This is a genomic window from Acinetobacter lwoffii (assembly GCF_015602705.1).
Lineage (GTDB): Bacteria > Pseudomonadota > Gammaproteobacteria > Pseudomonadales > Moraxellaceae > Acinetobacter > Acinetobacter lwoffii_E.
The window spans coordinates 2,691,166-2,713,907 of record NZ_CP059081.1 but is presented as its reverse complement, the minus strand read 5'-3'; the positions used below and the strand labels follow the sequence as shown (position 1 = coordinate 2,713,907).

Genomic DNA, 22,742 nt, shown 5'->3' with positions numbered 1-22,742 from the left:
GCTATGACAAATTGAACAGAGATCGGGCATTTGTATGTCAATCTGTTGTTTAAATAGCCAATTTAATCGTGTGAAAAACGTTGCCAGAGCTATTTTTGCGCTGAAACTCCTCGCTATACTGCAGACAGAATAAAAGATCAGGGTTGAAGATGCGTATGGAACAACCACAATTTCAGTTAATGGATGAAGATCAGCTGTCTGTCGAGCTGATTGATGCCCAATATAATTTAAAAAAGACCCGGGGCCAGAAAAATGCCAAAAGTCTGGTGATTCTGGTGAATGGCATTGAGCTGGCCGGCAAGGGTGAAGCGGTTAAACAGTTACGTGAATGGGTCGATCCGCGCTATTTGCGTGTGAAAGCCGATAAGCCTCAGCTAGCCGGCCCGAAGCAGACCTTGTGGCAACCTTATGCACGTTTTATTCCTGCCGAAGGCCAGATCATGGTGCTGTTTGGTAACTGGTACAGTGATCTGCTTGGCAGTGCCATGCAAGCTGAAAGCCCGCTGAGTGATGCACAGTTTGATGAATATCTGCAAGAGATGCAGGCCTTTGAACAGGACCTGAAAAATAACCATGTCGATGTGATCAAGGTCTGGTTTGACCTGTCCTGGAAAGTCTTGCAAAAACGTCTGGATGCCATGGATCCGATTGAAACTCACTGGCATCAACTGCATGGTCTGGACTGGCGCAATCGCAAAGAATATGACACCTTGCAGCGCCTGCGTCAGCGCTTTACCGAGGACTGGTTCATTATTGATGGCGAAGATGAGCAGCAGCGCGACCAGCAATTTGCCCAGTATATCCTGAGTGCCTTGAAACATTGTCCGGATCATCCCGCCAGAGCCAAGGGAAGATGGAAACAGGCCAAGATTCCCGAGCAGTTAAAACATCCTTCCAAGACTCAAGCCCAGCCAGAAGATTACAAACCGGAACTAAAAAAATTAACCGCGAAGGTCGCCAAAGCCATGCGTTCCGATTCGCGTAATGTGGTAATTCTGTTTGAGGGCATGGATGCTGCTGGCAAGGGCGGCGCGATCAAGCGGATTGTCAAAAAACTGGATCCACGTGAATATGAAATTCATACCATTGCCGCACCAGAAAAATATGAGCTGAGCCGTCCTTATTTATGGCGCTTCTGGACCAAGCTGCAAACCGATGATGATATCTGCATTTTTGACCGTTCCTGGTATGGTCGGGTATTGGTAGAACGGGTAGAAGGGTTTTCCAGTCCGGTAGAATGGCAGCGAGCTTATGCGGAAATTAACCGTTTTGAACAGAGCCTGGTCAAGCATCAAACGGTGATTGTGAAAATCTGGCTGGCCATTTCTAAAGAGGAACAGGCAGCACGGTTCAAGGCGCGTGAAGATACACCACATAAGCGTTTTAAAATTACTGAAGAAGACTGGCGTAACCGGGAACGCTGGGATGATTATCTGAAAGCGGCAGCCGATATGTTTGAACATACTTCGACTGAGGAAGCGCCTTGGCACATTATCGCGTCTGATGATAAACATACCGCACGGGTCGAAGTACTAAAGGCTATTTTAAAACAACTTCAGGCAGAATAATCTGCCTGAAGTAGAGAATTTTAAACAGTTTAAAAATATTTAGCTTAAACAGGATTAACCTTGGGCGACCTGTTTTTGCTGAATACTTTTAGCGGTGCGATAGCAGTCTTGCACATGAGCATCGGCAATTTTTTTCATGACAAAATAACCCAGACTTGCGGCCACCAGCTGACCACCCAGCGGAATGAATTTTGTGACTTGCTTTATGATCACTTTCGCTGCAACATTGTTCAAAGATTTTTTAACTGCCGTACGTGCGACCACCAGACCGGAAAATTCTACGCCACGTTTACGCAGCTCTTGCCAGTGAATCTGACGGGTTTTCGGATCGTAGACACTGATCTGCTCAGGGGACAGGCCGAAGCGGGCATTGATCTCGGGAATCAATTGCGACAAGATGCCGACATCAATGACCACGTCCATAAAAGGTACCGGAATCACGGCAGCACCAGCAGAATAGTAGGCGCGTTTTTTGGTGAGTTCCAGGCATTCGTCGCGGATTTGTTCTAAATCTAGGCTCGGATCGAGACGTTCAGGAATTTTATCTAATTTCATGGGCACTACCTAAGCTCTATGTTGTTTTTTTCTATTCAAGCATCTTTAAGATGCTTTTTTCAAAGAAATTTTTCGACTGAAGTGTGGTTTTAAAGTGTCATAGAGCGCTCGGGATGTATAGTAAATAATCTTTATCGTTTTGTAGTAAAAACCACATTCAGCAGTTCAGGGGAACCAATGGCCATTCATGTTATTCAGAGTCAACGTATTGATGTGCTTTTGGATAGTATGCTGCGTATTGTCAACCAGACTGCCCGGAATCCATTTGAGGTGTTACAAACCCGGCACTTTATTGTGCCATCTCCGGCAGTAGAAACTTGGCTGACCCAGAAAATTGCCGAGAAAAAAGGTATTAGCGCCAATACCCAGTTTCATCACCGGATTCGCGCCTTTCAATGGACTTCCTATCAATGGGTATTGAATGCGCCTAAAGAAGTGGAGCAGGTCCGTGAAGCCAATATTCCGCGCATTATCATCAAATGGCGCGTGTTTCAGGCATTGCGTAAATGTATTCTGCCTGAACAGATTCCTTTAGACGTCGATCATCCGCTGTATTCTATTGTGAAGCGGATTTATGACAGTGCTGACCGGCTGGAGCAGGGTACAGAGAAGCAGCTGAAAAAACAGAGCATGCTGTACTGGGTAGCCGAGCAGGTGTCGCGTTTGTTCAGTCATTATATGGATTATCGCGGTTATTGCGCGCGTAACTGTCCTCCAAACAACTGCAGTTGTCCGAGTAACTGGCTCGAGGCCTGGGGACAGGATATTGCGCTTGATATCGAACAGATGATCTATAGCCCCAAAGATGAAAATGGCCATGAGATGCAGGTGGCGGATTTTGTCAAGATTCAGGCGCGTGAACTGGAAGCCTGGCAACGCTGGTTGTGGCAGCATGTATTTCAGGATGACTATGCCAAAATCCTGGAGATTGAACGCCTGTATTGGGATCGGCTGGAAAATGCAGAGACCCGGGCCCAAGCTCTGAAACGACTGCCGGCACAGATTGTGGTGTTTAGCCTGTTAGAATTGCCACCGAGCCAGCTGGATTTTTTACGCCGTCTGGGCCAGTACATTGATATCTATATTTTTCACTTCAACCCCTCGCAGGAATACTGGGCCGACAGTGTCGATCCGGACTGGAAAGCCAGATTTGATTTGCAGCGGGAAGAGCGCTTTATTCAGCGTTTTGAAAAAACCCGTCAACGTAAACCGAATGATGCGGAAATAAAAGATTTCAGGATCAAGCAGCTGAACTTTAATGCCGAAGACCGGGAATCGCGGCATCCGCTCCTGACCCGATTCGGCAAGCAGGCACGGGATCATTTTTCTCTACTCTCTAAACTGTCTTCGGGGGAAGAGGGTCTCTGGGCCGATGTCTTTGTGGATGAATATCAAAATAAACTGCTGGCCAAAATCCAGTCGGATATCCTGTATTTGCTCGAGCCCGAGCAGCATCAATATGCTTTAAGCCCTGATGATGATTCGGTACAGATTCATGTCTGTCATTCTTCATTACGTCAGCTGGAAGTTCTCAAAGAACAACTGATTCACTGGCTGGCTCAAGGCAATGAAGAAGCGCCGCGTCAGCCCAGTGATATTCTGGTGTTGACGCCAAGTCTGAAAGAACTGGAACCGGCAATTCGCAGTGTCTTTGCGCCACCACCGCGTGAGCGCGAAACCGGCAGCAAACGCCTGCAAAAAGATAACCTGTATTTACCGATCCAGATTGCCGGGGTGTCGCGTCTGGATGTCAGCAATGCCTGGCGCGCGGTACTGGGCCGGATTCAGTGGGTACGGCGCCGTTTCAGTATTGAGGACTTTGCCGACTGGCTCAGCCTGAATGCGACCCAGCAGTATTATGGTCTGGACTATAGTCAGGTAGAGCGGATGTTACAATTGCTGACAGATGCTGGCTTCAAGCGTGGATTGGACCAGCAGCATTTACAGCAAAGTCTGAGCGCAGGCGATGAGGATTACCGGTTTAGCTTTAAATTCGCCCTGGACCGTCTGGCGTTGGGTCTGGCGATTCCTGAACATACCCTGTTTCAGGACACCTTGAGTTATGCCAAGGTTCTGACCAGTGATTTTCCCTTGATATCCACCCTGATCCGGATTTATCAAGATCTGGTACAGCGCCGTGACTGGCTGACTTTACATGAAACTGGACAACGCACGCCAGTCAAAACCTGGCTGGAATATCTGCGCGCCGATCTGAATGAATTTCGTGACGCTGGAGTAGAATCGCTCAAAACCGTTGCCGAAATTATCGACAAGCAAATGCGGATGCTGACCCTGGCCGATTATCATGATCAGGATGATCCACATGCCAGTCAGGAACTGGTGGCACTGAGTTTGCCTCTGCCTTATGTGCTGGAAGAAATTCAGAATACCTTGGAGATGCAGCTGGATCAGGCCGAACCGACCGGGCAGATTACCTTTAGCCAGATTGGCCAGATCCGGCCATTGCCTTATAAACTGGTGGTGATGCTGAATCTGGATAGCGGTAAATTTCCGAGCCGTAATCAACAGGTTCCGTTTGACCTGATGCGCAGCCTGAAGCCGCAACTCGGTGACCGTTCCCGTCTGGATGACGAGCAGGGCGCTTTTCTGGATGCCTTGCTGCTGGCACAGGAAAATCTATGGCTGTTCTATAATGGCTTTGATCTGGAGGATGGTGAGGCTCGTGATCCATCCACTGCCTTGCAGGAACTGGTTCAGCATATCGCGCTGATCTGCCAGTCTGAACAGCCGGATGCCGAAGTCGATCCGATGGTGGATATTCATGGTCTGTCAGTCGCTCAACATATCCAGCAGCTTTATCATGTACATCCCTTGCAGCCTTTTGATCCGGCCGGATTCGCAGATATGCAGACACCACGTTATCAGGATCAGTGGTTTGCAGTGGCAGAGTATATCCGTAGTGCCGAAGGCAAACGCAGCAGCTGGATTAATGCACATTATCCGGCACTAGAACAAAAAGAAATCCGGGTACTCAAAGGCGATGAATGGATCCGCGATATGATTTTCCCGGCACGTCTATTCCTGAAAAGTGTCGGAGTTTCCACGATTCGCTATGCCGATTTGCCGAGTTCCCGGGAACCTTTATTACTGAACAAGCTGGAACAGTATCAGGTACGGGATTTTCTGTTGCAACAAGAGCAGGAGATTGAGCCAAGCCTGATGCTGGACCGTTTGCCGGTGGGTAAAACCCAGCAGGCCACCTGGTTGAGCAGCCAGCAGGAACAGCAGCTGTTACAAGAACGTTTGCTACAGTTGGGCAAAGAACTGACGCCAGTTACCCAGCAATCCTTGCAGTTCAGTCCTGAACTGATCATTCATATTAATTTGCCTCAGGTTCCGCACAGCAGCTACTGGTTGAGTATGCAATCCTCTTCAGCCTCGGAAAAACGACGTGCCCAGATCTGGCTGGAATATCTGTTGTGGCTGGCTTACTTGAATGACGATGCACGCTCACCAGAACTGGAGCGCATTGTCATTTTCAGTAATAAAACCCTGAAGTTTTCCGGATTAAGTTCGAGCAAGGCACATGAGTATTTGCAGCTCTGGTTAAAGGCCTGGGAAATTGGTCAACAGCAGCCGCTGGTCTTGCCGGCAGAATTACTGATGAAAAAAGAGTGGCAATGGGTCGAAAATGAACAGGGCAAAATGACCATTGTGGAAATGCCGGAATTGCTAAAGGCCTGGAACAACAGCTATGAGAGTGCCAAACCTTTGGCTTCGGATGAATCCAGTCTGCTGCATCAGGACTGGCAATTTATTTTGCAGGATCAGGATCCGGATCTCGCCTTGCAAAATTGCTGCCATGATTTTGCCCATGGCCTGTATTCGCCGATTCATCAACATCTGGAGTGGGTGAAATAGCCGTATGACTTTCTTAAAGCAGCAGACGCAAACAGCCATTTCTACCAATCCGATTCAGGACATGAAGTTTCGGGGCCTACACTGGATTGAAGCCTCGGCAGGCACCGGCAAGACCTATACGCTCTCCAGCCTGATGGTGCGGATTTTTCTGGACCAGTATTATCCGCATCAGGTGATTGCGACGACATTTACCCGTAAAGCCACAGCTGAACTGAAAAACCGGGTACGGCTTCGCGTCGAGGAAACGCTGGCTTATATCCAGCGTCATCAGCAGCTCAATTCAGTTGAAATCGCAGCAAAAATCCAGAATGAAACCGATCCTTTATTTCAGCAGGTACTGAAAGATTATGGTTCACGGCTGGATTATGCCCGTCGCCGTTTACGTCTGGTGCTAAACCAGCTGGATGAACTGTTTGTCGGCACCCTGGACAGCTTTAGCCAGAAACTGTTACGTGAATTTGCCTTTGAAAGTGGCAAGATTGAACGTGCAGAACTGACCGAAGATCAGGATCTGTATATTCAGCAGCTGATTCATGATGTGCTGCGTGACTGGATTCAGCAACAGCCACAATATATGGTCAATCATCTGTATGTCCAGAATCTACTGAAACCGGTGGAGCATTATACCAGGCTGGTGCGTGATGCCTTGAATTTCAGCAAGCAGTATTTCCGCAAGATCGAACCGGCTGAATGTGACCTGAACAAATTGGAAGCCTGCATCAGTCAATTAGTGAATATTCAGGAGCATGATCTTGCCGTCATGCGGCGTTATTGTCAGGAAAGTCCGAAGTATTTTCACAAGAGTTTTTTGACCAAGTTAACCGAAATTTGTGAAAACTTTATGACCTGGAGCGCAGCCCTGAAAACTCAAGGAACAATGAGTTTCTTTGATGCTGAATTGCAGCCGATTATACTGAATCTGTGCCATTTGCGCCGCAAGAAAACCGATTTCCAGCCGACCACTCAGGTCTTTAACAAAAGCTGTCCGGATGCAGAGCAACAGCTGATTTTGCAACATAGTCTGATCGTGGCAATTGATGCGCTGTGCGAGGTCAAACAGTATCTGGATGAGCAGCTGCAACAGCTTACGACCTATCTGGAATTTCATATTATTCAAAGTGTGCAGACCCGTTTGCCGCAAACCTTACAGCAGCAGGGTGAAACCACTTTTTCCCAGCAAATCCGTACATTGGCGGAAGCATTACAAGGCCAGCAGGGACAGCGTTTTGCCCAGTTTGTGCAGGCACGTTATCCGCTGATTCTGGTCGATGAATTTCAGGACACCAATCAGGATCAGGATGATCTGCTGGCCAAGATCTGGCGTGATGCCAACCGGGTGCAGTCCGGTTGCATGATTATGGTCGGTGATCCGAAACAGGCAATTTACGGTTTCCGCGGCGGCGACATGCTGACTTATAACAAGGCACACGCTGACGTACGCCACAAGCAGGGTCATGAATATACCCTGATGCAGAACCATCGTTCAGTCAAACCGCTCGTAGAAGTGGTTGATGCACTGTTCCAGCGGCAAATGGATTTTGGCGAACAGGTGCAGTACACCCTGATTCAGGCCGGCAGCCGGCCACATCCGGATTTAATCGACAGTGGTGCCTGCAATCCACAGCCGCTACGCTGGATTCAGCTGGGTGAAGCCGATGTAGAAGCCGATCAGGTGGCCTGGAAAATCCGTGCGTTGCTGAATCAGTCCGCCCAGCAACAATTGTACTTTCAGCAGCAGGAGCATCAGCAAAACCTGAATGCAGATGATATTGCGGTGTTGGGATTTGGACATTATGCGCTGGAACAGGTGAAGCAACGCCTGCAGCGTATGAGCATTCCCTGCTATAAAGAATCCAAACAGAGCGTGTTCGCCAGTCCAATCGCTCAGGATGTCGCAGCCGTATTGACGGCGATTATGGATCCTTTCAATGAGGCCAAGGTCAAGCGGGCTTTACTAACCCGTCTGCTGGGCTTCAATCTGAAAAAACTGATTGATTTGCAAAGCCAGAGTGAAGGCCTCAGTCGCTATATTGCGGATCTGGATATAATTCGGGAAATGTGGTTTGAGAAAGGCTTTTTGACCGCCTGGAATTATGCACTGAACCTGTTTCAGGTCTGGACCAATCTGGTGGCCAGTCAAAGTCTGGACAATGAGCGGGTGGTGGTCAATCTGCGCCATCTGACCGAGATGCTGAGCCAGCAGAGTGAATATTATCAGGGGGCGCAAAAACTCTATCACTGGTATTTGCGCCAGCTTCAGTCACCTTCAGGCAAGGACAGCGAAAAAGAACGCAAGCTGTCTGGGGATCATGGGGTGCAGCTGATGACCATTCATGCCTCCAAAGGGCTGGAATTTAAAGTGGTGTTTTTATTGGGAGCAGATGCTGCTTTTGATGTGAATAAAGGCAATCTGAATTTTTCCCTGTCTGCGCCTGAACAGGACAACATCCTGGAACAATCCCGGGTGATTGCAGTCAATCACAAGAATTTGCATGAGCAGGCGATTCTGCAAAATGCAGCGCGTAATGCTGCCGAAAACCACCGGCTCTGGTACGTGGCGCTGACCCGTGCCAGTCACCGAGTATATGCCATGCTGCAGGATCAAAACGCACAGTCCGATTCGGGGCTGGCCTTCTGGCGTGGTCAGGGAGATCAACTGTTTCAACATGCTTTAAGTCTGGTCGAGCCGCCTCTGTCTCAGGAGCCACCGCGCCTGGTCGAGCAGTCGAACCATCATCAGGTCGACATGCGGGCGCAACCTTTGCCAGAGCGGCAGTTTTATCCGCGAACCAAAACCAGTTTTACGGCTTTGTCACAGCATCAGCTACATGGACATATCTTGCAGGACGATCTGGTCACGGCTTATGAACAGCCCGACAGTGCTGCCGATGAAATTCATTTTACCGGTCTGGAAGAACAGCCAGCAGCTGTGCCCCTAGACTGGATTAGGCTGAATTTTCCTAAAGGCACCGTAGCCGGAACATTCTTGCACAGCATTTTTGAACATATTGATTTTCAGGACAGCAGTTACTGGAATCTGGAAATCCGGCGCCGTTTTAAAAATACCGCACCGCAAATCTGGCAGGAACTGAAAGAAAAATTTGAACAGGCTTTTCATATACGTAGTGTGCTGGAACAGGCCTTTTCCCTGCATTATCAGGCTGCTGTGGTGAATCTGCGAACCCTGTTTCAGGCCACAGCTCAGGCAGATTTCAAAGCAGAGGAATTGCGTCATAGTATGCAGCGCGTATTGTCCAGCCTGAACTATAAGTTATTGACCGGAATTCGCCTGCATGATCAAAGTGAAGCTTATCGCCAGCAAGGGCAGCAGCTGTTTCACTCGGAACAGCAGCTCGAGCGTTCAGCTCTGCTGGAATTTTTAGGTCAGTTTCAAGTGTATTTCGATGGGCTGGAGGATGACTCCTTTATCCAGTTTTTTGAACAGGAAATAGCTCAGCTCACACGCTCTGCAAGCACTGAATCGCTGAATGTGGACAGTATTTTCCAGACGGCTTTTGAGGGATTGCTGGACGAAATTACAGAAGATATTTTGCTGAACCTGATGCATGACTGGGTGCGTGATATTCTTATTACCCCGATTCAGGCAGATTTTGCCTTGGCACAGCTGGAGGCTAAACAGTATCTGTCAGAATTTCCTTTTTATCTGTCCTTGACAGATGCCCCTTTGCAGATTCGGCAAATCCATCAGCTGTTTCTCGAACATGACATGGTCATGAGCGATTTTAATGAAGCCAAATCGGCGCGGTATCTGACCGGTTCCATCGATCTGGTGTATTTCGATGGTCAGCGCTACCATATTGCCGATTATAAAAGTAACTTCCTCGGACCTGATCAGCAGCACTATAGTGCTGAGGCAATTCAGCAGAATATGAGCCAGTCCAGTTACTGGTTGCAGGCCGCTTTGTATCTGGTGGCGCTGCATCGGTACCTGAGTGCCAATATGCAGGGTTATTCGATTCAGCAGCAATTGGGCGGCGCGACCTATCTGTATTTGCGCGGGATGAATGGACAGGCGCAGCAAGGGGCTTATCATTGGCAACCGAGCCTGGAATTCATAGAAAAACTGGATCAAATATTGGGCTATTTTGAGCAGAAAAAATCAGCATGATTTTGCAGTTTTATAAAATATATAAAGATTAAACAGAAAATTATCCTGTGGATAAATTTGAGGATAACTGTGTGGAAAATGAGCAGAATCACGTGTCGCAGCAAGATTCCAGTTTAATAGCCTGGATTGACTATCTGTGTCAGCCGCCGTTTAGTACGGCTACATTTGATCCGGCAGCAAAAATCTTGATCCAGCAACTGCTTGAGGCGATGCAGGCAGGGGATAGCTGTATAGAAGTTGATCCTCAGCAGGTTGCCCTATTACATAATCTGGTTCTAGATCGCCGTCAGCAAAGTACAGGAATTGCACCATTTATTTGTGCAGATCAGCATTTATATCTGTACCGCTATTGGCAACTGGAACAGGCAGTAGCCTCACATATTGCTCGGATTAAAGCCCAACCGGTTGCCGCTATTGATTTATCCGAACGTGATCGCAGCCTATTGTCAGATCCACAGCAGCAAAAAGCCCTGCATATGGTGGCGCAGCAAGCCTTAAGCATTATTACCGGCGGTCCGGGGACTGGTAAAACCTATACGCTGGCACATATGATTGCGGTGCTATATGAAGCCTTGCCGCATATACGGATCGCTATGGCAGCGCCTACCGGAAAGGCTGCACAGCGCATGAAAGAGGCACTGCAAAAAGCCTTGCATAGTGAAGCTCTACAACAGTTTGAGCTAGAAGCATTAAAACAGTTACAACCGGTCACCCTGCATCGCTTATTGGGTCTGGGCACTCGCGGACAGCCACGCTTTCATGCCAAACAGCCTTTGCCCTATGATGTGATCGTGGTCGATGAAGCCTCAATGCTGGATTTGAATCTGTCACAAATGTTGCTGGCCGCCGTACCGTCTCATGCACGGCTGATTTTACTCGGTGATGCAGACCAGCTGGCCTCTGTGGATGTCGGAACGGTACTGGCAGATTTACAGCAAGTAGCGACTCTGGACGATAATCGGGTCAATTTAATCACCACACGACGTTTTGCGACTGGGGCCAAGATTGGCGCAATGGCGGAGTTTATCCAGCAGAATCATCAGCCTTCTCACGTCTTGCAGAAATTTGAGCAACAGATTCTAGCAGCCAGTGAGTTACAGGCGATCGATTTGGATCAGGTTGAGATCGACCATTTGCAGCTGCAGTACCTGCTCGCTGGCGCCGAACAGACCGCGCATAACTTGAATCAGTATTATGACCAGCTGATGTATGGTTATCAGGCTTATATACAGGCCATAAAAACAGAACGAAACTCAGCTGATTTTGAGCAGTATGTGCAACAGGTAGTCAAAACTTTTGATGATTACCGGATTTTAACAGCAATCCGTTCTGGTGATTTGGGTCTGATCAAGATCAACCTGCAGATTGAGCAACGCTTTTTAGCAGCCCAAGGGCAGTTGAAACAGGGCGACTGGTATGTCGGACGCCCCGTCATGATGAGTTATAACGACTATCAGTTGGGCCTGTCCAATGGTGATATTGGCATCTGTTTTTTACGTGAGCAATCTGGTCAGCACCAGTTTGAAGTGTATTTTCCGAGTTTGGAAAAATGGGTGTTAGCTACCCGTTTACCTAAAAGTATTGAAACTGCTTTTGCACTGACCATTCACAAATCTCAAGGTTCAGAATTTTCCCATACCGCAGTGGTGCTGGATCAATATGCAAAAAATTTATTGAGCAAAGAGTTGATTTATACTGCAATTACTCGAGCCAAAAAAGTGGTCAGTTTATTGGTAGATTATGATGCTTTTACACAAGCACTTTGTGTCAGAACCACCCGGAAAAGTGGTTTGAGCCAAAAAATCATTGAAAAATCTAGTAATTTAATTGGCAAAAATAATCAAATCTTGTAGGTAAAAGCTTACAAGGATTCAGGAAATTGACGCATAGAGCTTTTGCTCGGTTTTTGAGAAGATTGGTTCTACAAAATAACTCAACACGGAAAGTTGAGCATAATCGTATAATGATAATAATAATGTCGGTAGACAGCGAACTTACAGTGAAGTAAGTGAAAGAGGAAACTTACAGCCGCTAAGCCTTGTAGTTTTGGGAGAGACTACAAGGCTTTTTTATATCCTGATTTTTTATAGGAATCTTGCTGGATTTTTATCCTAATTTCTTAGCAAAATTTTTCAGCCCTAGCCAGTAAACTTAAGTAAATAGCGTTAAATAAAACGAGAGCTGTGTAACATTATGCAAATTTTTACCCTATGATGTACGAAATGGCTTACAGTAAAATGAGGCAAATACCTCTAGTTGTCTGGTGGGAATGTGGCAAAATCTACCACACAAGGAAGATGATTTTTCAACAGGATGTTTGAAAATAATAATAAGCGTAAAACGCCATAATAATACAATAAATAATAATGATAAGAGAAAGAACTACAGCGCCAAAAAGCCCGAGTTTACTCGGGCTTTTTTTTATCCATTTTATGGAGAGCAGCGGAAGATTCACGCGAGCTAAATGGTTTGTTGGCTTTTCAAAGGAATTTCTATATTTAATTCATTCTGGATTTATTTCACTAAAATAATGCAAAACCCGAATCTTTGGGGGACAAGAGTCATCGGATCTGAACTGCATCAATGAGCGACCAAAGCCATGCAAAAATCTGGATCTATTTTTGCAATTTGATGCGTTTTCCCTTAAAATATGCAACTTGCTGTAGTGATGCACGGCAGTCAAGGTTTTGAATTCTCATCACTTTGATTTTTATCAAAATATATAAGCATCTCGGAGAAATCGAATGGCTTTAACTAACGCAGATCGCGCAGAGATCATGGCTAAATTCGCTCGCGCTGAAAACGACACTGGTTCACCAGAAGTTCAAGTAGCTCTTTTAACTGCTCAAATCAATGACTTACAAGGTCACTTCAAAGAGCACAAACACGACCATCATAGCCGTCGCGGTCTAATCCGTATGGTTAACCAACGTCGTAAACTACTTGACTACCTTAACGGTAAAGACCACGGTCGTTATGTAGCATTGATCGGTGCTTTAGGTTTACGTCGTTAATTCGATTTAAACTTTATTTTCGGGTGTATTGCATGCTTTGTGCTGTATTACTGAAAACTAAAGTCGGCTTAGCTTTGCGCTAAGCCAGTGGAAGGGGCGAATGTTTCGCTCCTTCTTTGTGTTTAAAAATAGTATTTAATCTGGTGAGGTCGGCTTCTAAGCTTTGTCATTTACTCGTCCATATGGTCATGAATGCCAAACCTTAGGGGTCTCCACTAGAATAATTGTTCACAAGAACTAGGAAAAAATAAAACATGTCAATGTTTAATATTATTCGTAAAGAATTCCAATTCGGTCAGCACAACGTTATCCTGGAAACAGGTCGTGTTGCCCGTCAGGCAAACACTGTTGTGATTACCATGGGCGGCGTACAAGTACTTGTTGCTGTTGTGGCACAGCCTAAAGCAAAAGCAGGTCAAGATTTCTTCCCATTAACTGTTAACTACCAAGAAAAGCAATATGCTGCTGGTCGTATCCCGGGTGGTTATGGCAAGCGTGAAGGCCGTCAGTCTGAAGCTGAAACTTTGATTTCACGTCTGATTGACCGTCCAATTCGTCCGTTGTTCCCGGAAGGTTACTTCAACGAAATTCAAGTAACAGCCACTGTTATTTCTTCTGATAAAACAATGGATGCTGACATTGCTGCAATGTTAGGTACATCTGCTGCATTGTCTATCGCTGGTACACCTTTCCGTGGTCCAATCGGTGGTGCGCGCGTTGGCTTAATCAACGGTGAATACATCCTAAACCCGAACCTTGAACAACTTAAAGAGTCTGATCTTGATCTTGTTGTTGCGGGTACTGAAACTGCAGTATTGATGGTTGAATCTGAAGCGAAAGAGCTTTCAGAAGACCAAATGCTGGGCGCTGTTTTGTTCGGTCATGACGAAATGCAAATTGCGATCCAAGCGATCAAAGAATTTGCTGCAGCTGCAGGCGCGGTTGAATCAACTTGGGTTGCTCCAGTTAAAAATGAAGAACTTCTTGGTAAATTGAAAGAAGCATTCGAAGCGAAAATCTCTGAAGCTTACACGATTGCAGTTAAGCAAGACCGTTATGCGGCACTTGACGCGCTTTATGCAGAAGCAGTTGCACAGTTCGTTCCTGAAAATGACGAAACTGGCATTGCAGAAGAAGTAAATGAGCTGTTCGAAGACCTTAAATACCGTACCGTTCGTGACAACATCCTGTCTGGTAAGCCACGTATCGATGGTCGTGATACCAAAACTGTTCGTGCAATCGACGTACAAGTAGGCGTATTGGATCGTGCACACGGTTCAGCATTGTTCACACGTGGTGAAACTCAGGCCTTGGTCACAACGACTTTGGGTAATACACGTGATGCGTTGATGGTTGATACCCTTGCAGGTACAAAAACTGACAACTTCATGTTGCACTACAACTTCCCTGCATACTCTGTAGGTGAAACAGGTCGTGAATCTGGTCCTAAGCGTCGTGAGATTGGTCACGGTCGTTTGGCACGTCGTGGTGTTCAAGCAGTTCTTCCTGCGGCTGATCGCTTCCCGTACGTGATCCGTATCGTTTCTGACATCACTGAATCAAACGGTTCGTCTTCAATGGCGTCTGTATGTGGTGCTTCATTATCATTGATGGATGCTGGTGTTCCACTTAAAGCGCCAGTTGCGGGTATTGCGATGGGTCTAGTGAAAGAAGGCGAGCGTTTCGCAGTTCTTTCTGACATCTTGGGTGATGAAGATCACTTGGGCGACATGGACTTTAAAGTAGCGGGTTCTGCAAACGGTATTACTGCGCTACAAATGGACATAAAGATCGAAGGCATCACTGAAGAGATCATGGAATCTGCATTGAACCAAGCTTATGCGGGTCGTATGCACATCTTGAATGAGATGAACCAGGTGATTTCACGTGCGCGTCCTGAAATCTCGATGCACGCACCGACATTCCAGGTGATCAACATCAACCCGGATAAAATCCGTGATGTGATCGGTAAAGGCGGCGCGACCATTCGTGCAATTACTGAAGAAACTAAAGCGGCGATTGATATCGAAGATAACGGTACAGTTCGCGTATTTGGTGAAACTAAAGCGGCTGCGCAAGCTGCAGTTGCCAAGATTCAGGCACTTACGGCTGAAATCGAGCCAGGTACAATTTATACAGGTAAAGTGATTCGTATTGTTGAATTCGGTGCGTTCGTAAATATCCTGCCAGGTACTGATGGCTTACTTCACATCTCTCAAATCTCAAACGAACGCATTGCGAACGTGGCAGATGTATTGAAAGAAGGTCAGGAAGTAAAAGTACAGGTTGCGGATGTTGATAACCGTGGCCGTATTAAATTAACGATGAAAGACATCGAACAAGTTTAATTCTTAAAAATATTCACATGGGAAAATTCATGTGAATAACAATAAAAAAGCCCTGAGCTTGATCAAAGTGTTTATTTTGGCTGGCTCAGGGCTTTTTTTATGCTTCAGTATTGGTCTGAATGTGGTGTTCAGTTGATCTCAGGTTAAGGGATCTGCTTCAGAGCTTTTTAACAAACGATAAATTTCATCTTTTAATTTCAGTTTTTTACGCTTGATCGCCTCAATATCATTGTTGATATGATTGACTGGATCAAGTTCAAGCTGGCTGATTTCTTTGTCCAACTCGTTATGTTCCTCGAATAACTTGGCAAAATAGGGATTTTCCTCGCGAAGTTGCACAATCAAGTCGCGGTATTCGGGAAACATGTATTTGATTTTCTTATTGCAATCTTTGGTTTTCATAGGGATTCTTATACTCTAATCATAAAATTAAATATAAATATGTTCTGATCTGCACTTGAAAATGCAGATCGACAGAACATGAAAAGGATTTACTTGAAGTGCAAGTGTTTGACCTCGCGGCGTAACTCCTGCACCTCATCAATGAGGTCCAGCATCATGGCAACGGCGCTAAATGAGGCATCAAAATCGCGTTGCAGGCGATAGGCGCGTTGTGCACGCGAGATATCTTCACCGAGGAAAGTGCTGGTCGGGGTTGTAGAACGATTTGGTAAAATTCCATGTTCAATTAACTGCATGACCCATTCCGGGCTTTGTCCACACGCTTCTGCAAAGTGGATCAAGTCAAATGAACGATCGTCCATAATTTCTGAGGGGGTATAACCGTGGGAAAAACTTTCTTGATACTGAATCGTAGTCATGGGTCTACTCCTTAAACAGCCAAGTGTGCAAAATCCGGAGAAAGGAAAGGTGCTAAAATAGAACGCTTTCCAATCCTTGGACATGCAGACTCAGAGTGATGACTCAAATGATCATGAGTGAAGAGTCGGGATGCACTGGTAGTTGATGAGTCAGTCGGTCTGACCGGATATCTATCAGCAGCATGCGAGGCAAAGAAGGTTAAAGCTGAAGTGGTTTTTATAATTTTATGTGTTATCGACAAAGCGTATTCAATCACTTTCCTGTGTTGAATAGAGGGTGCCATATCAGGGCTGCAAAGCAGACCAAAGGGCAAAATTGAACGAGGCTGAAGATTGATCATCATAAATGGATAAAAAATAACCGTCTTCGATCCATTATTATGACTTTAGCTGTCCCAAAACAGTTTTTATTTGTACCTTATTGTTTCAAATCATGACAAAGAAAAAAGCCCCAAATACAGGGGCTTTGAAAATCTTTCTGAAATTAATATTTTACCCAGGTGACACTGCGGCCAATCACTGATACCCCCACATAACCACGTAAGGTCAGACGTTTGCCATTAGCACTTAAGCGTGCTTTACCCTTATAAACTTTGCCACTGATCGGATCAAGTACTTTGCCATCATGGTATTCACGTGGCTTTTTCGGATCTGCCTTAAAATCCCAGATAAACGGCAGGCCTAGAAAAGGCTTGTTCTTAAGCTGACCTGGACATTTATGACAAATTCCCATTTTTTCTGCGCCAGGCAAGCTGCGTGTTTCGACAATCACTCCTTCATAACTGCCATCTGCTTTCTTGCGAATTTCCACATCCGCACGAGAATAACCCGATTGATCATCGATGGTTTTCCATTTACCCAATAACGGATCTTCATAGGCAAAGGCCAGGCTAGAGACTGCGGCCAAACTTATCCCCATTAGTAGAGTATTCAATAATTTTCTCATAACATACCTGTTAAATTGATGATGTATTCATTTTAGAATTATTGCTCTAATTTATTTTAAAAGCATAATTAAATCAAGAGTATGAACTGTGCGGTCTTTCTCATAATTTTTTGAAAATGATGAATATTCAGGTTTTGTTAGTGTGAATAATCTTATAATTTAAAAGGGATTCTTAGATTGGATTTACAGGAGAGTTTGATTCAGGGGGTAGACAGGTTTTCTACTGTAGGAGAATACGCTCTGTTGAACTCAGTCCCATAGGTTTTAAAATATAAAAAAAGCATTCCTAGGAATGCTTTTAAACTTAAGGATTAGAACTGCTTAGCTCAGGTGTTTACCAAATAGACCCAAGGCTTCTTCAGCGGTAAAAGTATATTGGCTATTACAGAACTGACAGTCCATTTCGATCGGATTCTGAAATTCCAGCGTTTCACGGATCGACTCTACGCCGATTTGCTGTAAAGCGACTGCACAACGCTCTTTAGAGCAGGTACAGCCAAACTTCAACACTTCCGTATCTGGCAGACGCACTTCTTCTTCGTTATATAAACGGTACAGAATATCAGTAGCTTGCAAACCGACTAACTCTTCAGTTTTCAGGGTCTCTGTGAGCATGGTCAGACGTGGCCATAGGTCTTCATCTACCCGGCGTTGTTCTTCTTCACTATTACGTGGCAACAACTGAATCAGTAAACCACCTGCACGCTGATGGTCACTTGCCAGTACAATACGCGTCGGAATCTGTGCAGACAGGTCATAATATTGCATCAGACAGCCCGCCAGATTTTCTTTATCAAGGGGTACAATTCCCTGATAACGCTCACCAAATTCTGGTTCGATATTGATGAACAGCACCGGAGAGGTGAGTGATTTCAACACTGTACTACTGTCTTCACCGACCAGAAAGTGCGGATCTTCTTCATAGTCAGCCAGAGCGCGAACTTCACCCAAATGGTTACATTCAGCCATGGCCCATTTAAATGTGCCTGATGCCTGAATTTGCAGGCTGATACGCCCTTTAATCTTCAATGTGCTGGCTAGCAGTGCAGTGGCACTGAGCATTTCACCTAGCAGGATTTTAACTGCAGGTGCATAGTCACGTTGCGCTAAAATGGTTTGTAAAGCTTCTTCAAGATGCACCACTTCACCACGAACAGGGCTATCTTCAATAAAAAAGCGTTGGCGTAAATCAGACATAAAATTCTCCATAACCCTGCTTTAATGGTGTCATTATTGTAAAACACAAGTTAGGACAGTTCATCTCTTAACGTATCAATTCCTGCGCTGTTTGTATCCTGTTGCTGCGGTGTAGCTTGTTTTGCACTTTATGGCGTTGATCCTGGGCAAACAGATGCTCCAGTTCGGCTAAACTGCTCCGCTGATTTTCATAATTTGGATGTTCATCCGGATCCAGATGATATTGACTATTGAGCAACTTTTCATCCTGTTCACGGAAGTTTTGAATCTGTTGCAGGCTTTCTTCCGGGTCAGGATTGAGCTGGGTTAATAAGGCTTGACTGAGTTCCAGGGCGGAAAGATAAGTTTCACGCCAGATATGTTTCACGCCCAAATCCTGCAATAAATGCACATGATGTCGATCACGGGCGCGGACCCATAAACAGGTTTCAGGATAATTCAGCCGCAGATGCCGCACGATCAGCATTGAGTCTTCAATATCGTCAATCGCCACAATCACCTGTTGTGCTGTGGCAATACCGGTCTGTATCAAGGCTTCGGGTTCTGTTGCATCCGCCTGATAGAAAGGGATATCGTACTGCGCCAGAAGTTCAGTGGCTGGCACATTGCTGTCCATGACACTAAAGGCATGTTGCTGCTGCAGTAAAATCCGGGCGATAATTTGCCCGAAGCGGCCAAAGCCAATCAGCAGGATTGGTGTATGGGCTTGAGGATTGAGATCAGTTTCGAAGGTCGCTGCCAGATGATTGTGACGATCCAGATGCGGTAGGATCTGACTGTGCAATAACCAATAAAATGCTGGCGTCAGCAGCAAGGAAAAACTCACCATCCACAGCAAGGGAGAGAGTAGATCGGCCGTAATAATCTGGTCCGAAACCGCAATCACCAGTGCCAGTAAGGCAAATTCGCCACCTTGTGCCAGACTGGCTGCTAACAAGGTACTATTGCGCCAGCTATTTTGATGATAACGCGCCAATGCCAGGTTGATTGCAAACTTGCCCAAGATTAAAATGAGGGTGCCACCGAGAATCATCCAAGGGAAATTGAGCAGATCAGCTAAGTGCAGTGACATGCCCAGACTGATAAAGGCTAGGCCCATCAACAGACCCTGAAAAGGCCGAATCGCGCTTTCTACCGCAGGCCGGAAATCTGAATCTGCCAGTAAAATGCCGGCAAATAAGGCACCGAGAAATAGATTCAGGCCGAGGGTATTCATTAACACCAACAATGCCAAGGTCACCGCAATCGCTACAATCGCATGCAGTTCGTGACTGCCACTTTTAGCAATCCAGCGATACAACGGCTGCATCAAGTAACGATTACACAGGAACAGACCGCTTAACGTCGCGATGAGGGCAGCAAAGTAGGCCACGCCATGTTCGGTCGAGCGAATCCCGGCAAATAAGGGAATGGCTGCAATCACCAGAATGGCCAACAGAGCATGAATCAGCAGAATCGAATAGGCTTGCTGACCATAGCTGGTGGCGAACTGTTCCTGATGATTGAGATGTTGAATCACCAAAGTCAGGGCGGACAAACTGCCGGCGAGTCCAATTACAATGCTGGCGAGTAGGCTTTGCTGAAGGAAAACCCAGGCCATGAGCGTGAAAATCAGGGTGCTGATTAGTACCTGTAAAGCAGCCATCATCCACAGGGAGGGATTAATCTGCACAATGCGTTGTGGTCTGAGTTGCAGGCCGATCCAGAACATCAGTGCCATCAGGCTGACTTGCATGAAACTACTCATGACTTCGGGTGTCTGAATCAGGTGCAAAAGGCTTGGACTTAAGATGATCCCTGTTAACAGATAGCCCAGCACACTTGGCAATCTGAGCCTTTTACTCAGTGGCACTATCAACAGTGCAATGACCAGAACCAGTGTTATTTGTAACAGTATCGACATTTTCCTGCCCTAAATTTATTCTTGATCCAGACTTGCAGTTTCGTATTCCAGATCGATCCTCAGGCGCAATATCTTTTAGCTCAGTTCCTGAGGGTCGATGTCCAGCGTGAGCTTCATGCTAGAAGGTTTGTCCTGCAGCATGTTTTGCCACCAGCTACGCACATAGTAATGCAAACGTGGACGATCCGCTGACAATAGCACCATATGCGACTGATAGCGTCCGGCCTTACGTTCCATTGGCGCAGGAATTGGTCCCCAGATGTCCAGCGCCAGATCAGGATATTGCCTGAGGAGTGCTGCATGTTTCTGTAAGAATTCGGTATTTTGTGCCTGATCCTTGGATTCACAGCGAATCAGGATGGCATAACGGTAGGGCGGCATTCTGGCCATCTGCCGTTCTTTTAAGGTTTGCTGGGCAAATACGCGATAATTTTCATTGACCAGGGTATTCAGCAGGGCATGATCAGGTCTGAGGGTCTGTAGGTAAACATCACCCTTATGTTCACCACGGCCTGCGCGGCCTGCCACCTGCACAATCAGTTGTGCAGTCCGTTCAGTAGCACGGAAATCCACACTGAGCAGACCGGAATCGATATCCAGAATCGCCACCAGCGTCACATAAGGAAAATGATGGCCTTTGGCCAGCATCTGGGTGCCAAGCAAAATGGCAGGTTCGCTTTTCTGAATCTTGTCATAGATTTTTTGCCAGCTGCCGACCCGACTGGTGGAATCGCGATCGACCCGAATCACCTCAAAATCCGGAAAGAGCTCATTCAGATGCTCTTCGACTTTGCCGGTGCCCATACCCAGTGTAATCAGTTCCTGATGCTGACATTGTGGGCAGTGTTCCGGCATACGGTGAATAGTACCGCAGTGATGGCAATGTAGATGCTGATAAGGCTGGCGGTGTACAGTGAAGTTGGCATCACAGTGCGGACATTTCGCCTGCCAGCCACAGCTGCCACACAGCAGGACGGGGGCATAGCCACGGCGGTTTAAAAAAATCAGCACCTGTTCTTTTTTCTCCAGGCGCTTTTTGATGTCCTGAATCAATTGAAGGCTAATCCCATGCTTTTTTTGCGCAACTTTTAAATCCAGAATATGGATTTTGGGCATCAAGGCCGTGCCGGCACGCTGGTTCAGCTCCAGTGCCTGCATCTTGCCATGTTGCACCAGCGCATAACTGTCAATGCTTGGTGTGGCTGACCCTAAGATTACCGGACATTGCTGTAAATGGCCGCGGTACAGGGCGACATCGCGGGCATGATAGCGGAAGCCTTCCTGCTGTTTAAAGGACAGGTCATGTTCTTCATCCAGAATGATCAGGCTCAGATTCGGCATCGGGGTATAAATGGCAGAACGTGTACCGAGTACGATTGAGGCTTTGCCGGTTTCCGCCGACTGCCAGGCTTGTAGCCGTTTGGAATCATTCAGCCCGGAATGCAGCAACGCAATATGGCAATGAAAACGGGACTGAAAACGGCTGATGGTTTGCGGCGTCAGGCCGATTTCCGGCACCAGCACCAGCACCTGTTTGCCCTGTTTCAGTACCTGTTCCATGATCTGCAAATACACTTCAGTTTTACCGCTGCCGGTCAGACCATCCAGTAAAAAAGCTTGATATTGATTGCGATATTTTAATACCTGTTCGACTGCATGTTTTTGTTCAGGATTGGCGGTCAGCGGCATTTGTGCCAGCTGCATCGGCTGCGGATTGAAATCTTGTGGCTCCAGCACACAGGCGCAAATCTCTTTTTTCTCCAGCGCTTTTAAGGTCGCGGTTTCAATCCCGGCCATGTTCAGCACATTTTCAGTGGTCCCGACCGGATGCAGTTTTAAAATCCGGTAAGCTTCCTGCTGCTTGTCCGAACGGCGTACTTTGGCCTCGGCATCAGGGGCCAGTAATTTCCAGGTACGGGCCAGCAGGTTATAAGGCTTACCCTGACGCAACAGAGTCGGCAGGGCACTGTGGACGACTTCACCGATCGGAAACTGGTAATACTGCGCTGACCATGTCAACAAACTTAAAACTTTGGCATCTATAATGGCGCGTTCATCAAGTAGTTCGGTCACTGCCTTAAGTTTAAAGCGCGGATCGGGAGGAGTGTCTGCGGATAGTTTTTCGATAATCACCCCGACCAGATTCTGCCGACCAAACGACACCAGTACACGTGCGCCAATCTGTGCCTGTTCAAATTGTGCTGTACTCATCGTGTAATCAAAACAATCAAATACATGCACAGGTACAGCAACGCGTACGCGATAAAGTGGACTTGAATATGGGTGAGAATTTTGCATATCTTGGGGTGGAGATCCTGAAGAAATTTCGTCGTGCTTAAAGTTCGATTATGTTAGAGTGAGCAGATAATTTATATCAAA

Annotated in this window: 12 protein-coding genes and 1 pseudogene; 6 read left to right on the top strand and 7 right to left on the bottom strand. The window is 46.5% G+C overall.

What is annotated here, in order from left to right; translation table 11 throughout:
• Window positions 1-149: 149 nt before the first annotated feature.
• Window positions 150-1,568, top strand: coding sequence for a polyphosphate:AMP phosphotransferase (pap, locus tag H0S56_RS12900; protein WP_195725231.1), 1,419 nt, complete (start codon window positions 150-152; stop codon window positions 1,566-1,568).
• Between the two features lie 54 nt (window positions 1,569-1,622).
• On the opposite strand, the gene H0S56_RS12895 is transcribed toward pap, so the two are convergent.
• Window positions 1,623-2,123 (bottom strand): hypothetical protein, encoded by a 501-nt coding sequence (locus tag H0S56_RS12895; protein ID WP_195725230.1) that lies wholly within the window; start codon window positions 2,121-2,123, stop codon window positions 1,623-1,625.
• Window positions 2,124-2,300: 177 nt separating this feature from the next.
• On the opposite strand from H0S56_RS12895, the gene H0S56_RS12890 reads away from it, so the two are divergent.
• From H0S56_RS12890 to pnp, 5 genes are all read left to right on the top strand, one after another.
• Window positions 2,301-6,005: an exodeoxyribonuclease V subunit gamma gene (locus tag H0S56_RS12890; RefSeq protein ID WP_195725229.1), complete on the top strand. Its 3,705-nt coding sequence runs from the start codon at window positions 2,301-2,303 to the stop codon at window positions 6,003-6,005.
• Window positions 6,006-6,009: 4 nt separating this feature from the next.
• Complete coding sequence (locus H0S56_RS12885) at window positions 6,010-10,134, top strand: UvrD-helicase domain-containing protein (RefSeq protein ID WP_195725228.1); 4,125 nt, start codon at window positions 6,010-6,012, stop codon at window positions 10,132-10,134.
• A 71-nt stretch (window positions 10,135-10,205) separates the two neighbouring features.
• Window positions 10,206-11,987 carry an exodeoxyribonuclease V subunit alpha gene (gene recD / locus H0S56_RS12880; RefSeq protein WP_195726092.1) on the top strand — a complete coding sequence of 594 codons (1,782 nt, stop codon included), beginning with the start codon at window positions 10,206-10,208 and terminating at the stop codon, window positions 11,985-11,987.
• An 891-nt stretch (window positions 11,988-12,878) separates the two neighbouring features.
• Window positions 12,879-13,148 carry a 30S ribosomal protein S15 gene (gene rpsO, locus H0S56_RS12875; RefSeq protein WP_004278577.1) on the top strand — a complete coding sequence of 90 codons (270 nt, stop codon included), beginning with the start codon at window positions 12,879-12,881 and terminating at the stop codon, window positions 13,146-13,148.
• 260 nt (window positions 13,149-13,408) lie between these two features.
• Window positions 13,409-15,496, top strand: coding sequence for a polyribonucleotide nucleotidyltransferase (gene pnp / locus H0S56_RS12870; RefSeq protein ID WP_171054287.1), 2,088 nt, complete (start codon window positions 13,409-13,411; stop codon window positions 15,494-15,496).
• A gap of 138 nt (window positions 15,497-15,634) precedes the next feature.
• Here the strand turns inward: pnp and H0S56_RS12865 are convergent, their stop codons facing one another.
• From H0S56_RS12865 to H0S56_RS12840, 6 genes and pseudogenes are all read right to left on the bottom strand, one after another.
• Window positions 15,635-15,898: a YdcH family protein gene (locus H0S56_RS12865; RefSeq protein WP_004729352.1), complete on the bottom strand. Its 264-nt coding sequence runs from the start codon at window positions 15,896-15,898 to the stop codon at window positions 15,635-15,637.
• An 89-nt stretch (window positions 15,899-15,987) separates the two neighbouring features.
• Entirely contained in the window at window positions 15,988-16,317 is a 330-nt protein-coding gene (locus H0S56_RS12860; RefSeq protein WP_004278573.1) for a chaperone modulator CbpM, read from the bottom strand.
• 484 nt (window positions 16,318-16,801) lie between these two features.
• On the bottom strand, window positions 16,802-17,263 hold the full coding sequence (locus tag H0S56_RS12855; protein ID WP_005102907.1) for a DUF2147 domain-containing protein: 462 nt from the start codon (window positions 17,261-17,263) through the stop codon (window positions 16,802-16,804).
• Window positions 17,264-17,584: 321 nt separating this feature from the next.
• Window positions 17,585-18,460, bottom strand: coding sequence for an Hsp33 family molecular chaperone HslO (hslO, locus tag H0S56_RS12850; protein WP_004647344.1), 876 nt, complete (start codon window positions 18,458-18,460; stop codon window positions 17,585-17,587).
• A 50-nt stretch (window positions 18,461-18,510) separates the two neighbouring features.
• Window positions 18,511-20,363: pseudogene (locus H0S56_RS12845) on the bottom strand (cation:proton antiporter domain-containing protein).
• 75 nt (window positions 20,364-20,438) lie between these two features.
• Window positions 20,439-22,661, bottom strand: a complete 2,223-nt coding sequence (locus tag H0S56_RS12840; protein ID WP_195725227.1) for a primosomal protein N' — start codon at window positions 22,659-22,661, stop codon at window positions 20,439-20,441.
• Window positions 22,662-22,742 lie beyond the last annotated feature (81 nt).

Excerpts from the sequence above, each read along its gene's own strand:
- pap (WP_195725231.1), top strand. The coding sequence starts at position 150 with ATGCGTATGGAACAACCACAATTTCAGTTAATGGATGAAGATCAGCTG.
- H0S56_RS12895 (WP_195725230.1), bottom strand. The coding sequence starts at position 2,123 with ATGAAATTAGATAAAATTCCTGAACGTCTCGATCCGAGCCTAGATTTA.
- H0S56_RS12890 (WP_195725229.1), top strand. The coding sequence starts at position 2,301 with ATGGCCATTCATGTTATTCAGAGTCAACGTATTGATGTGCTTTTGGAT.
- H0S56_RS12885 (WP_195725228.1), top strand. The coding sequence starts at position 6,010 with ATGACTTTCTTAAAGCAGCAGACGCAAACAGCCATTTCTACCAATCCG.
- rpsO (WP_004278577.1), top strand. The coding sequence starts at position 12,879 with ATGGCTTTAACTAACGCAGATCGCGCAGAGATCATGGCTAAATTCGCT.
- pnp (WP_171054287.1), top strand. The coding sequence starts at position 13,409 with ATGTTTAATATTATTCGTAAAGAATTCCAATTCGGTCAGCACAACGTT.
- H0S56_RS12865 (WP_004729352.1), bottom strand. The coding sequence starts at position 15,898 with ATGAAAACCAAAGATTGCAATAAGAAAATCAAATACATGTTTCCCGAA.
- H0S56_RS12860 (WP_004278573.1), bottom strand. The coding sequence starts at position 16,317 with ATGACTACGATTCAGTATCAAGAAAGTTTTTCCCACGGTTATACCCCC.
- H0S56_RS12855 (WP_005102907.1), bottom strand. The coding sequence starts at position 17,263 with ATGAGAAAATTATTGAATACTCTACTAATGGGGATAAGTTTGGCCGCA.
- hslO (WP_004647344.1), bottom strand. The coding sequence starts at position 18,460 with ATGTCTGATTTACGCCAACGCTTTTTTATTGAAGATAGCCCTGTTCGT.
- H0S56_RS12840 (WP_195725227.1), bottom strand. The coding sequence starts at position 22,661 with ATGCAAAATTCTCACCCATATTCAAGTCCACTTTATCGCGTACGCGTT.